Here is a 12,845-nt window from a genome sequence, read left to right on the forward strand (position 1 = left end):
GGCGTAGTAGCCTTACGTTTTTTGGGGTTCTTGTTGAGAATGTATTTCGATAACATGCTGGCCCGTTGCAATATCGGCGATAGATTGTTGCCGGATCGGATAAAAATTATTTCGGGTTAAGACATGGTCTCCAACGCCGCAGCTCACTACAATCGCCCGCACCGATTTTCCGACCCGGCTCAGGCTTGAGCACGAGAGTGGTCGAAGGGCGCCAGCGCCCCATGCGACCCCAGGTGTCGGTGCCTCCAACTACCCGCACCAAATGGAATTGGGCTTGAGAACTAGGCCTTTGACCAACGAATAAGAACTCACTGCTGGCCCGGGATGTGTCGAACAGCCGCTGACGTTCGACGGGCAGCCCTTATTCAATCCAAGAAAATGCCAACCCTTGGCAGGGTGAAGTGTTGGCGATCAAAACCCAACTGCATTGCGCAAGCTGCTTTAGAGGTCGTGAGATGAGTAAAAACAGGTACCCCCGATTACTAGGCTTGTTGCCGCTGCTCGGCACGTTGCTGCTGGGAGGCTGCAACATGACCCTGCTCGATCCCAAGGGCCAGGTCGGCCTGGATGAACGAAACCTGATCATCACCGCCACGCTGCTGATGTTGCTGGTCGTTGTGCCGGTTATCGTCATGACGTTCTTGTTCGCCTGGAAATACCGCGCGTCCAACACCAGTGCCACCTACACCCCGAAATGGTCCCACTCGACCAAGATCGAAGTCGCGGTGTGGACCATTCCGGTATTGATCATCATTGCCCTGGGTTACATCACCTACAAGTCGACCCACGCACTGGACCCGTACCGTCCGCTGGATTCCGACGTCAAGCCAATCACCATTGAAGTGGTCTCGATGGACTGGAAGTGGCTGTTCATCTATCCGGAACAAGGTATCGCCACGGTCAACAAGATCGTGTTCCCGGCCCACACGCCGATCAACTTCAAGGTCACCTCCGACACCGTGATGAACTCGTTCTTCATCCCGGGCCTGGGCGGCCAGATCTACGCGATGGCCGGCATGCAGACCAAGCTGCACCTGATCGCCAACCAGAACACCGAACTTGAAGGTATCTCCGCCAACTACAGCGGCGCGGGTTTCACCGGCATGAAGTTCAAGGCGACCGCCACCACCCAGGAAGAATTCGACGCCTGGGTAAACGAAGTGAAGAAGGCACCTAAACAGCTTGAAAAAGCTGAATACGAAGCCCTTTCCAAGCCGAGCCAGAACAACCCAGTCGAACTCTACTCGTCGGTCACGCCGAACCTGTTCCAGACCATCATCGATAAGTATGAAGGGATGAATCCGGGCAAGCCGATGCATCACGAGAAGAAAGAGAAGGAAGTGGCCCACAACATGGAAGGGATGGACATGAGCTCGCATTCAGCTGCCGGGGCAGAGGAGTAAACGATGTTTGGTAAATTAAGTTGGGAAGCGATCCCGTTCCACGAGCCGATTGTCATGGTGACCCTCGCCATCATCGGGCTCGGTGGCCTGGCGCTGTTTGCGGGTATCACTTATTTCAAGAAGTGGACGTACCTGTGGACTGAATGGTTGACCTCGGTCGACCACAAGAAGATCGGCGTGATGTACATCATCGTCGCCATGGTCATGTTGCTGCGCGGTTTTGCCGACGCGATCATGATGCGTACCCAGTTGGCCATGGCCACCGAGGGCTCGCCCGGCTACCTGCCGCCTGAACACTATGACCAGATCTTCACCGCCCACGGTGTGATCATGATCATTTTCATGGCGATGCCATTCTTCACCGGCCTGATGAACCTCGCAGTGCCGCTGCAGATCGGCGCCCGTGACGTTGCCTATCCGTTCCTGAACTCCTTGAGCTTCTGGCTGCTGGTTTCCGGCGTCGTGCTGATCAACGTTTCCCTGGGTGTCGGCGAATTCGCCAAGACCGGTTGGGTTGCCTATCCGCCGTTGTCGGGGCTGCAATACAGTCCGGGCGTGGGGGTGGACTACTACATCTGGGCGCTACAGCTATCCGGGTTGGGGACAACGCTGACAGGGGTCAACTTCCTGGCCACCGTGCTGAAGATGCGTACCCCTGGCATGAAGCTGATGGACATGCCGATCTTCACCTGGACCTGCACCTGGGCCAACGTGCTGATCGTCGCTTCGTTCCCGATCCTCACCGCTACACTGGCTCTGCTGACGCTTGACCGCTACATGGATTTCCACATTTTCACCAATGAACTAGGTGGAAATCCGATGATGTACGTCAACCTGTTCTGGGCTTGGGGTCACCCTGAGGTGTACATCCTGATCCTGCCGGCGTTCGGTATCTTCTCCGAAGTCATTTCGACCTTCTCCGGCAAGAAACTGTTTGGCCACCACTCGATGATCTACGCTTCGGGCGCGATCTCGGTACTGGGCTTCATGGTCTGGCTGCACCACTTCTTCACCATGGGTTCGGGTGCAAGCGTCAACGCCTTCTTCGGCCTGGCGACCATGCTGATCTCGATCCCGACGGGTGTGAAGCTGTTCAACTGGCTGTTCACCATCTACCAGGGCCGCCTGCGTTTCACCAGCCATGTGCTGTGGACTCTGGGCTTCATGGTGACCTTCGCCATCGGCGGTATGACCGGCGTACTGCTGGCCATTCCGGGTGCTGACTTTGTGCTGCACAACAGCCTGTTCGTGATCGCGCACTTCCATAACGTGATCATCGGCGGCGCCGTGTTCGGCTACATCGCGGGCTTTGCGTTCTATTTCCCGAAAGCGTTCGGCTTCAAGCTGCACGAAGGCTGGGGCAAGGCAGCGTTCTGGTTCTGGATCTCGGGCTTCTTCGTCGCGTTCATGCCGCTCTATGCACTGGGCTTCATGGGCATGACCCGTCGCCTGAACGCCACCACCAACCCTGAGTGGGTGCCGTACCTGTACGTCGCCATGTTCGGCGCGGTGATGATTGCCGTGGGTATCGCCTGCCAGCTGATCCAGTTGTACGTCAGCGTGCGTGACCGCAAGAAGCCGGAAAACATGTGCGAACACGGTGACCCGTGGAATGCCCATACCCTGGAATGGTCGACTTCTTCGCCACCACCGTTCTACAACTTTGCCGTGCTGCCGAAAGCGGACGTCATCGACCCGTTCACCGAAGCCAAGGAAAACGGCACCGCGTACCAGGCTCCGGCCAAGTACTCGCCGATCCACATGCCCAACAACACCGCCACCGGTGTGGTCATGGGCGGGCTGTTGACCGTGTTCGGTTTCGCGATGATCTGGCACATCTGGTGGCTGGCCATCGCCAGCCTGGTCGGCACCGTGGTGTATTTCGCCATCCATGCCGCCCGTGACGATCAGGGCTACATGGTGCCGGTGGATGTCATCGAACGCATCGAAGCCGAGCAGCACAAGCGTCTGGTCGCGGCCGGGAAAGTCCCTGCCACCGCCACCCGTGTTGAAACCTCGTTGGAACAGGCTTAAACCATGTCGAACTTAGTGACCAATGTTGGACACGCCCATGGTCATGACCATGGGCACGATGACCATCACCACGACTCGGGCGAGATGACCGTATTCGGTTTCTGGCTCTACCTGATGACCGACTGCATTCTGTTTGCGTCGATCTTCGCGGTGTACGCGGTGCTGGTTAACAACGTCGCCGGTGGCCCGTCGGGCCACGACATCTTCGAACTGCCTTATGTACTGGGCGAAACCGCGCTGCTGCTGTTCAGTTCGATCACCTACGGCTTCGCCATGCTGGCGTTGTACAAGGGCAAGAAGACCCAGGTCCTGGGCTGGTTGGCGATGACCTTCCTGCTGGGCGCCGGCTTTATCGCCATGGAGATCAATGAGTTCCATATCCTGATCGCCGAAGGCTACGGCCCGAGCCGCAGCGGTTTCCTGTCCGGGTTCTTCACCCTGGTCGGCACCCACGGTCTGCACGTGACCAGCGGTCTGATCTGGATGGCGATCATGATGTACCAAGTCCAGAAAAACGGCCTGACCGCCACCAACAAGACGCGCCTGAGCTGCCTGAGCCTGTTCTGGCACTTCCTGGACGTGGTGTGGATCTGCGTATTCACCGTTGTTTATCTGATGGGGACCCTGTAAATGGCTAACGCTCATTCCCATGATGGCCACGACGCCGGCCACGGCAGCGTCAAGTCCTACGCCATCGGTTTCATCCTGTCGGTGATCCTGACCGTCATTCCGTTCGGCCTGGTGATGTACCCATCGCTGCCCAAGAGCCTGACGCTTTGGATCATTCTGATCTTCGCCGTGGTCCAAGTATTGGTCCACCTGGTGTACTTCCTGCACCTGGACCGTTCGGCCGCCCAGCGTAACAACGTGATTGCGTTTGTCTTCGCTGCGCTGGTGATCGTACTGCTGGTCGGCTTGTCGCTGTGGATCATGTTCAGCATCCACACCAACATGATGGCGCACTGAGGAAAGTCCGGATGTCACTGAAGCACTTTATCCAAATCACCAAGCCGGGGATCATTTTCGGTAACGTGCTTTCTGTGGCGGGCGGGTTTTTCCTGGCCTCGAAGGGGCATGTCGATCTGGCCATCTTCCTGGCGGCGATGATCGGCACTTCCCTGGTGGTGGCGTCCGGTTGCGTGTTCAACAACTGCATCGACCGTGATATCGACATCAAGATGGAACGCACCAAGAACCGGGCGCTGGTCCAAGGCCTGATTCCGGTGCAACTGGCCCTGGCGTTTGCCACGGTGCTGGGTGTGGCCGGCGTGGCGCTGCTGTACTGGGTCGCCAACCCGCTGGCGGCGTTGTTCGCGGTGATCGGCTTTGTCATCTACGTCGGCCTCTACAGCCTGTACCTCAAGCGCAAGTCGGTTCACGGCACGCTGGTGGGCAGTCTGTCGGGGGCGATGCCGCCGGTGATCGGTTATGTCGCGGTCAGCAACAGCTTCGACATGGCGGCGGTGACGCTGCTGGTGATGTTCAGCCTGTGGCAGATGCCGCATTCCTATGCCATCGCGATCTTCCGCTTCAATGATTACCTGGCGGCCTCGATTCCGGTATTGCCCGTCAAGCGCGGTATCCAGGTGGCCAAGAAACACATCCTGCTCTACATCCTGGCCTTCCTCGTGGCGACCTTGATGCTGACCTTCAGCGGCTACGCCGGCATGAGCTACCTCGCCGTCGCCGCTGCCATGGGCATGTACTGGCTGTACATGGCCTGGACCGGCTACAAGGCGGTGGATGACACGGTCTGGGCACGCAAGCTGTTCGTGTTCTCGATCTTCACCATCACTGCCCTGAGCGTGATGATGTCCCTGGATTTCAAGGTGTCGAGTGAGTTGTTGCTGACTTACGCGCCTTAAGCGACAGAGGCAGTAAAAAAAGCCCCGCCTTCGAGAGAAGTGCGGGGCTTTTTCTTGGGTGTTACTTGGGACTTCTGTGGGAGCGAGCCTGCTCGCGAATGCGCCCGTTCAGCCAACATCACCTCAAATGATCCACCGCATTCGCGAGCAGGCTCGCTCCCACAAGGGACTCGACTCGACGCGGGCTTATTTTATTGCTGGGCGATGCTGTAGCCGTCGAACGCTTTCTGCTGTTGCAGGGCAGTGACGATGCTTTTACGGGTAACTGGTTGTTCGGTGCCGTCATTGTCCAGGAAGGTCTCGCTTTCCAGTTCGGCTTCGTCGCCTTCACCAACAAAGTTGAAACCCAGGAACTCGAAGGCCTCGCGGTCGACGTTCGGCTTGGAGCGCGGGGTGCGCAGGGGCAGGGTGACGCTGATGCCGTCCTTGCTGATGACGAACACCTCGGCTTCCTTTTTGGGCCGCGAGGCCTTGCCTTTGCTACCGCTTGGGTTGCTGATCGCCTGGTGGGTCTGGTTCAGCACTTTCAAGGCCAGGCCGTAGACCAGTTCCTGGAAATCCGCATCATCCTTGTAGCTGGAGAGAATGCGGCTGATGGGGAAGCGGCTGCTCAGGTCTTCCAAAGCAGCAAAATCCGCAGCTTCGGCGTCCTTGAGTTGCTTGAGCTGGCCCATCAGTTCGTAGGCCTTGTCGTCATCGAACGCGTCGTGAGCCTGGCGGATGGCGGTGCGCAGTTCGCGGATCTGGTCGCTTTCGCGGTTCGACTGGAACGCATCCAGGACCATCTCGCTGATGGTCTTGGCCTGGGGCAGATGCTGTGAAAGATTGATGGAGTTTTCGTATTCCGCTTTGGACGACAGGGTGATTACGGATTCAGCGGTATTGGAATCGGACATTGAAATTTCACTACTTCTGTTAGCGGGATATGGCGAGAAAGGGGTTGAGCTTTTTTCCGGCCGCCTAATCTATTGGACGCGGGCGGCGTTGTCACGGTCGGACCGGTCGCCGGTACGCATTTCATCCGCGCAACAGCGCCATCAACCGCAACGCGTCCGGGGTCGCTGCGCCGCTGGCCGTGTTATCGAATATGCACCAGGTCGGTGTGTCCGGGGCGGCTTTCAAGGCTTGGGCGATTTGCTTGAGCCGGACATCATCGTAAGGGGTGTAATAAATCTTCGGCGAGCCGTGCATACGGTAATAACGAATGCCGGGCCACCCCGCCGGTTGGTCGCCCCCCGGCAGCGGCGAGGGATCGGCGGCCACGCGACCGATTCGCTGGGTCTGCAGCATCGCCATGGCGGGTGGTGCGAGCCAGCTCGGGTGTCGAGGTTCAAGCACCGCATCGCCTTGGTAACGATCACGCAAAACCTTGAAGAAGGTCTCGGCCTGGGCGTCGTCAAAGGCCAGCGATGGTGGCAGTTGAATCAGCAGGCAACCGAGTTTTTCCCCCAGTTGCGAGCACTGCCCGAGGAATTCTTCCACAAGCCCCTCGCAATCGACCAAGCGTCGTTCGTGAGTGATCTGCTTTGGCATTTTCACCGAGAAGCGAAATTCTGCGGCCACGCTGTCCGCCCATTTTGCATACGTGGCGGGGCGGTGCGGGCGATAGAACGAACTGTTGATCTCCACGGCTGGAAAGCGTGCGCTGTAGCGCTGCAGATGGGTGCCTTCATCGGGAAAGGACGGCCATTGCGCCTTGGGCAATGACCAGCCCGCGCAGCCCAGGAAATGGATTGAAGAGCGTGAGAGTCGAGTTGCCAATGTGGGAGGCCTGATTGCGGGGACAAAGCTATGACCGCAACAAACGCCTCATGGATTCATTCTTCGCAAGCAGAGGTCAGTCGCATATCACGTTCTTGCCGGCCATCTTCGAGCGATACAGCGCCTGGTCCGCCCGATCCATCAATACCTCTTGGGTTTCGTCTTCGATCCGCTGCACCACACCAAAACTCATGGTGATCTGGAAATCCCCTACCGGGAGCAGGTCGGACAGGCCGCGGCGTATGGTTTCGGCCATCAAGACCGCATCGGCCAAGGATGTATTTGGCAAAATCATGATGAATTCATCGCCCCCCCAACGCACCAACAGGTCGCTGTCGCGCTCACAACGCTTGACCGCCTGCACCACTTGCACCAGCGCCGCATCACCGAATGCATGGCCGTATCGATCGTTGATGTCCTTGAAATCGTCGATGTCCATGGCGATCAGCGACAACGGTTCGCGAAAGCGCTGGGCGCGTTCGCAAGCCTGAGGCAGCGTCTGCTCCAGGCGATACCGATTAGCGACCAGGGTCAATGCGTCGGTTTCGGCGAGCCTGCGGTTTTCGTCGAGTTGGATCTGCAATTGATGGTTGACCCGCGACAACTCACGGGTGCGCTCTTCGATGACCGCTTCCAGGGATTTGTTGCGCCGTTCAAGTTGCTCGAACAGACGCTTCTTGTCGTCGATGCTGCGATGGGCGCCGATCATTCGGGCCACGCTGCCGTCGGGGTTGCGAGCGATGACGTAGCCGCGGTCTTCGATCCAGATATACGAGCCGTCATGCGTGCGACAGCGGTATTCGGCTTGGTATTTTGCCGAGCGTTGTTGAAGGTAGTCATCGAACAGTGACATCACCTGGGGGTAATCCTGCGGATGGATCACGCTCTCCCAAGTCAACACGGTGTTGCTCAGCGAATGAGGCGAGTAGCCGAGCATGGTGTACCAACCGGGGTTGCGATAAACGAACCCGGTATTGGCGTTCCAGTCCCAGATGCCATCGCTGACCAGTTCCATGATGGTGTGCAGCACGCTTTCGTCCAGATCGGACAAATCGAACCGCAGCAAATCGATCTTCGAGGCGTCGTCCATCATTGTTCCCTCAATCAGCCCTGATATCAAAATGCTCTCCGAGGGTGAAGAGTAGCCGATGGGCTTAGGGGTCACTAGGGGTGACATGGTGCATCTGAAGTAGCGCCTTAAGGCTACAAATCAAGAAGTAGCCTTTTCAGGCTACTGGTCGGCGATCAACTTTAATGCATTCATGACGAGCAGCCCTGTTCCTATGCTCAAGGTAAAGCTGAGTAGGGTGCCTAATAATACGTATTCGCTGATGGACCGTACTTTGGCATTCTGGATTTCATTGAAGCGAAGGATGCTTTTTGCGGTGAGAAGAAAACCGACGGCCTCCCATTGCTCCAGCAAGACAAATGTCAATATGAGTAATCGCTCCAGATAGCCGATCAATGTCCCTGCGTTGGTCAAGGAGCCTACAGTGTCGATTTCTTTAATCCATGGACTGAGTACTGTGCCAATCAATGCTGAAGCGGGTCGTAGCATCGCGAGATAGGCGAGGCCAACCGTAAGATTTGTCGTGGTCATTAGTTTTGCCAGAGCGCCTTGAACACTCGCAGCACTGCTGTCAGAGAGCAGGCAGATCGTGGCCAGGCTGGCAACTAGAACAGTTTGTCGGGCAAGCAGAGCCCATAGCGGTGATTTGGTAGGGTCATGAATAAAGATGAGGGTAATCAGTTTGGCGGTTGCCATCAACAATCCGGCTTTAGTGGCTAAAGCACCGGTTTGCCCCGCCAGTATCAGCAGCAGGGAAAAAACTGCGAAATAGATACCTAGCATGATCAGGTTGCAGGCGATTTGTCGGGTACGGCTGGCGGAGGTTTTTGATGTGAAATAACCGGATATCCAGAAGTCCAGAAGCACATGCGCGAATAACAGGATTACGAGCAATCTTGACGATTCAATCACTGCCCAGCTCCTTGATCCACCGGCTGGTGCTTGCCAGGTATTTGTCCAGTAAACGCGCTTGGGCGCGCTGCAGAGCTTTGTTGATGGTGACCCGGGACTTGCCTAGGCTGTGGGCGATGGTTTGTTGGTTGGTTTCCTCTATCAGGTGCAGCGCATAGGTCTGGGCTTCGACCACTGTCCATTCCTCCAGTACGGCTGCAACGAACTCTGTTACCAATCCTGCGCGCTCTTGGAATTCCTGGTGATTGCAGAACACGGCCAGCGTATTTTTTTTCATGCTATCGAGCCCTTGGCCGGAAAGGACGAAAGCTTCACCATAGGTTTGCGATTTGCGTGCCGAGCCAATGCCCACGGCGATGCGCGCATCCCAACGCTCGCCTTCGGGGCTGGCCTCGATCAAGGCGGCTCGCAAGGCGATGGCACAGTGGAAAGCTTGTTCGGGCTGGCTCATCAAAAGTTGAAAACCGTCACCTCTAAAAATGTCCGCTTTCGCTTGGTAGCGTTTTTCCTGCTGTCCCAACACCTTTTCCAGGCGTGCGATGTACGCAAGGGTATTCCCTGCGCTCTGCGAGTGAATCAGGTCACCGGTCAATACCGCTTCTGGCTTCATTGATTGAATGTGCTCAGTCGTTAGAATCTAAAAAGTAGCCTTTAAAAGCTACTTCTACAATAGTAGCCTTAAAAGGCAAATTTCTCTATCCGACGGGCCTCGCCCAGTACTCCAGGGCAAACTCGACAAAACTGCGCAGCTTCGGCAAACGGTAGCGATCCTGGGCGTACATCAGGCTCATCGGGCGATGAGGCAGTTGATAGTCCTGGAGCAGCGCCACCAGATGCCCTTCCTGCAGATCCTTTGCCACCAGCGCGTCGGGCAGCATTACCACGCCCATGCCGGCCAGCGCGGCACGGTGCAAACCCGAAGAGCTATTGATCAGCATCGGGCCGGTCACCGGGATTTTGACTTCGCCTTCCGGGCCGTTGATTGGCCAGTGCTCCTGGGCGAAGCGCCATTCATCGCCGGCGGAATAGGCAAACGACAGGCAATCATGGAGTCGCAAATCGTCGGGCTTGCACGGTGTGCCTCGCCGAGCGAGGTAAACGGGAGACGCGCAGATGGTCAGGGTGTAGTCCACCAAGGGGCGGGCGATCAGCTTCGGATCGGGGAGCCCCAGTCGGATGGCGACATCGAAGCCATGGTCGAGCAGGTCGAGGCGCTGGTTGGTCAGTACCACATCGAGCTTGACCTGTGGGTAGCGCTGGCTGAACTCGGCCAGTGCTGGCGCCAGGCGCTCCGTGCCGAAGGTCAGCGGCGCGGTGATGCGCAAGGTGCCGGTGGGGTCGCCTTGGGTCTGTTCCGCCAGGCGCTCTGAGTCGGCGACCAGCCCGAGCACCTCCAGGCAACGTTGGTAATAGGCTGAGCCGAATTCCGTCAAGCGTTGACGACGAGTCGTACGATTGATCAGGCGCACGCCGAGGCGTTGTTCCAGCGCACGAAGATGATTGCCTACCATGGTGTGGACATTTCGCACGCCAGGGCTGCCGCTGTCAGGCTGCCCGTCTCCACGACTTTTACGTAAACAGTCATTGCCTGGAACAAGTCCATTATCAAGCTCGGCTTATAAATGATTGAAGTGAAGCAGCGTTTATCCATCGAGGGTGGCTAACCATACTGGAAAAAACCACCCGATGGAGCTAGATGTCATGACCGCCGCTTGCCTGATGAGCACTTACCAACCTCTGGCACTGAGTTTCACCCATGGCCTGGGGACTCGCCTGTGGGACCAGGACGGCCGCGAGTACCTCGATGCGGTGGCGGGTGTGGCGGTGACCAACGTCGGGCACTCCCATCCCCGGCTGGTGGCGGCCATCAGTGAGCAGGCCGGCCTGTTGCTGCACACCTCCAACCTGTACAGCATCGACTGGCAACAACGGTTGGCCGGCAAACTCACGCAGTTGTCGGGAATGGACCGGGCATTTTTCAACAACTCCGGAGCCGAGGCTAACGAAACCGCACTGAAACTGGCGCGTCTGCACGGCTGGCACAAAGGCGTCGAGCAGCCGCTGGTGGTGGTCATGGACAACGCCTTCCATGGGCGCACGCTGGGCACGATGTCCGCCAGCGACGGCCCATCGGTGCGGCTGGGATTCAATCGGTTGCCGGGGGATTTCATCAAGGTGCCGTTTGGCGATCTCGCGGCGTTGGAAAAAATCCAGCAAACCCATGGCGAGCGTATCGTCGCGATTCTGGTGGAGCCGATCCAAGGGGAAAGTGGCGTGCAAGTCGCGCCGCCGGGTTACCTGCGGGCGCTGCGGGACCTGTGCAGCCGGCGCGCCTGGTTGCTGATGCTCGACGAGATCCAGACCGGCATCGGCCGCACCGGCCAATGGTTTGCGTTCCAGCACGAAGGCATCGTGCCGGACGTCATGACTCTTGCCAAAGGCTTGGGCAATGGCGTCCCCATCGGTGCCTGCCTGGCCCGGGGCAAAGCCGCCGAGCTGTTCACGCCCGGCAGTCATGGGAGTACGTTTGGCGGCAATCCCCTGGCCTGCCGTGTGGGTTGCACGGTGCTGGACATCATTGAGGAGCAAGGCCTGGTGGCGAACGCCGGGCGTCAGGGCGCACAGTTGCTCAGCCGGCTGCGGGCTGAGTTGGCGGATAACCCGAACGTGTTGGAGGTCCGAGGCCAAGGGTTGATGATTGGCATCGAACTCAAGCAACCGGTCCGTGACCTGACCCTTCGTGCTGCCCGGGACCATGGCCTGCTGATCAACGTCACCCGGGGCAAGACCATCCGCCTGTTGCCGCCGCTGACGATTGACGGGCGGGAAGTGGAGATGATCGCCAGGGGCGTGAGCCGCAGCCTTGCGCAGGTGTGAATGCTCAAGGTCGGGCGATGGCGGGTGTTGTTCAGTCAGGGCGAAACGCAGCGCAACGGGACGGAATTTTTAACGATTGCCGCGTTCCAACGCCCGCCAGAGTCGATTGCCTACACTTTGGCAACCAGACTGAAAATCCCAGGAGCATCTTCATGTTCACCTCGCGTCGCTTGATCGTTGTCGCTACCGCCGTGGCCCTGTTGTCCGGCTGTGCGTCGCCCAACCCCTATGACAATCAGGGCCAGGCCTCTACCGACTCGTCGGGCATGAGCAAAACCGCCAAGTACGGTGGCCTCGGTGCGCTGGCCGGGGCACTGGCCGGTGCGGCCATCGGTCACGATAACCGGGGCAAGGGTGCGTTGATCGGCGCTGCGGTGGTTGGCGCCTCGGCGGCCGGCTACGGCTACTACGCCGACCAGCAGGAAAAGAAGCTGCGTGCGAGCATGGCCAATACCGGCGTTGAGGTGCAGCGCCAGGGCGACCAGATCAAGCTGATCATGCCGGGCAACATCACCTTCGCCACCGACTCGGCGAACATCGCCTCCAGTTTCTACCAGCCGCTGAACAACCTGGCCAACTCCCTCAAGGAATTCAACCAGAACCAGATCGAAATCGTCGGCTACACCGACAGTACTGGCAGCCGTCAGCACAACATGGACCTGTCCCAGCGCCGTGCCCAGAGCGTGGCGACCTACCTGACGTCCCAGGGCGTGAGCGGTGCCAACCTCTCGGCCCGTGGCGCCGGCCCGGACAACCCGGTGGCGAGCAACAGCGACGTCAACGGCCGTGCGCAGAACCGTCGCGTCGAGGTCAACCTCAAGGCTATTCCGGGGCAGCAGTACCAGGCGCCGGAGCAGCAGGGGCAGACTTACCAGCAGTATCCTTGATCGCTGGGCTGTAAACGAAAGGGGGCCCCCGAAAATG

Annotated in this window: 12 protein-coding genes and 1 pseudogene; 7 read left to right on the forward strand and 6 right to left on the reverse strand. The window is 58.3% G+C overall.

The window, feature by feature from the left end; translation table 11 throughout:
• Positions 1–455: 455 nt before the first annotated feature.
• From cyoA to cyoE, 5 genes are read left to right on the forward strand one after another with little or no spacing between them, the layout of a single operon-like run.
• The gene (cyoA, locus tag J3P90_RS04470; RefSeq protein WP_420765460.1) at positions 456–1,403 is read left to right on the forward strand and encodes a ubiquinol oxidase subunit II; all 948 of its coding nucleotides are present in this window, start codon (positions 456–458) and stop codon (positions 1,401–1,403) included.
• A 3-nt stretch (positions 1,404–1,406) separates the two neighbouring features.
• Complete coding sequence (gene cyoB / locus J3P90_RS04475) at positions 1,407–3,437, forward strand: cytochrome o ubiquinol oxidase subunit I (RefSeq protein WP_420765459.1); 2,031 nt, start codon at positions 1,407–1,409, stop codon at positions 3,435–3,437.
• A gap of 3 nt (positions 3,438–3,440) precedes the next feature.
• Positions 3,441–4,067 (forward strand): cytochrome o ubiquinol oxidase subunit III, encoded by a 627-nt coding sequence (locus J3P90_RS04480; protein ID WP_039591598.1) that lies wholly within the window; start codon positions 3,441–3,443, stop codon positions 4,065–4,067.
• Positions 4,068–4,403 carry a cytochrome o ubiquinol oxidase subunit IV gene (gene cyoD / locus J3P90_RS04485; protein ID WP_039591596.1) on the forward strand — a complete coding sequence of 112 codons (336 nt, stop codon included), beginning with the start codon at positions 4,068–4,070 and terminating at the stop codon, positions 4,401–4,403.
• Between the two features lie 11 nt (positions 4,404–4,414).
• On the forward strand, positions 4,415–5,302 hold the full coding sequence (gene cyoE / locus J3P90_RS04490; protein ID WP_434675879.1) for a heme o synthase: 888 nt from the start codon (positions 4,415–4,417) through the stop codon (positions 5,300–5,302).
• Between the two features lie 191 nt (positions 5,303–5,493).
• Here cyoE and J3P90_RS04495 read toward each other — a convergent pair whose 3' ends face one another.
• The 6 genes and pseudogenes from J3P90_RS04495 to J3P90_RS04520 all read right to left on the reverse strand — a co-directional run bounded on the left by J3P90_RS04495 (position 5,494) and on the right by J3P90_RS04520 (position 10,647).
• Positions 5,494–6,198 carry a hypothetical protein gene (locus tag J3P90_RS04495; RefSeq protein ID WP_420765457.1) on the reverse strand — a complete coding sequence of 235 codons (705 nt, stop codon included), beginning with the start codon at positions 6,196–6,198 and terminating at the stop codon, positions 5,494–5,496.
• Between the two features lie 121 nt (positions 6,199–6,319).
• The gene (locus J3P90_RS04500) at positions 6,320–7,063 is read right to left on the reverse strand and encodes a DUF72 domain-containing protein (protein ID WP_434607684.1); all 744 of its coding nucleotides are present in this window, start codon (positions 7,061–7,063) and stop codon (positions 6,320–6,322) included.
• A gap of 76 nt (positions 7,064–7,139) precedes the next feature.
• Entirely contained in the window at positions 7,140–8,153 is a 1,014-nt protein-coding gene (locus tag J3P90_RS04505; protein ID WP_434564149.1) for a sensor domain-containing diguanylate cyclase, read from the reverse strand.
• A gap of 141 nt (positions 8,154–8,294) precedes the next feature.
• On the reverse strand, positions 8,295–9,044 hold the full coding sequence (locus J3P90_RS04510) for a hypothetical protein (RefSeq protein ID WP_434607682.1): 750 nt from the start codon (positions 9,042–9,044) through the stop codon (positions 8,295–8,297).
• The gene (locus tag J3P90_RS04515; protein ID WP_420765454.1) at positions 9,037–9,654 is read right to left on the reverse strand and encodes a hypothetical protein; all 618 of its coding nucleotides are present in this window, start codon (positions 9,652–9,654) and stop codon (positions 9,037–9,039) included. The genes J3P90_RS04510 and J3P90_RS04515 overlap by 8 nt, the downstream gene beginning before the upstream one ends.
• 85 nt (positions 9,655–9,739) lie before the next feature.
• Positions 9,740–10,647 (reverse strand): annotated as a pseudogene (locus J3P90_RS04520) (LysR family transcriptional regulator).
• 98 nt (positions 10,648–10,745) lie between these two features.
• On the opposite strand from J3P90_RS04520, the gene J3P90_RS04525 reads away from it, so the two are divergent.
• Both J3P90_RS04525 and J3P90_RS04530 read left to right on the forward strand, forming a co-directional pair.
• Positions 10,746–11,921 (forward strand): aspartate aminotransferase family protein, encoded by a 1,176-nt coding sequence (locus J3P90_RS04525; protein ID WP_434675880.1) that lies wholly within the window; start codon positions 10,746–10,748, stop codon positions 11,919–11,921.
• Positions 11,922–12,073: 152 nt separating this feature from the next.
• The gene (locus tag J3P90_RS04530; RefSeq protein ID WP_420765451.1) at positions 12,074–12,808 is read left to right on the forward strand and encodes an OmpA family protein; all 735 of its coding nucleotides are present in this window, start codon (positions 12,074–12,076) and stop codon (positions 12,806–12,808) included.
• Positions 12,809–12,845: the final 37 nt, after the last annotated feature.

Origin of the sequence: Pseudomonas sp. D3-10 (assembly GCF_051132175.1) — a bacterium.
Lineage (GTDB): Bacteria > Pseudomonadota > Gammaproteobacteria > Pseudomonadales > Pseudomonadaceae > Aquipseudomonas.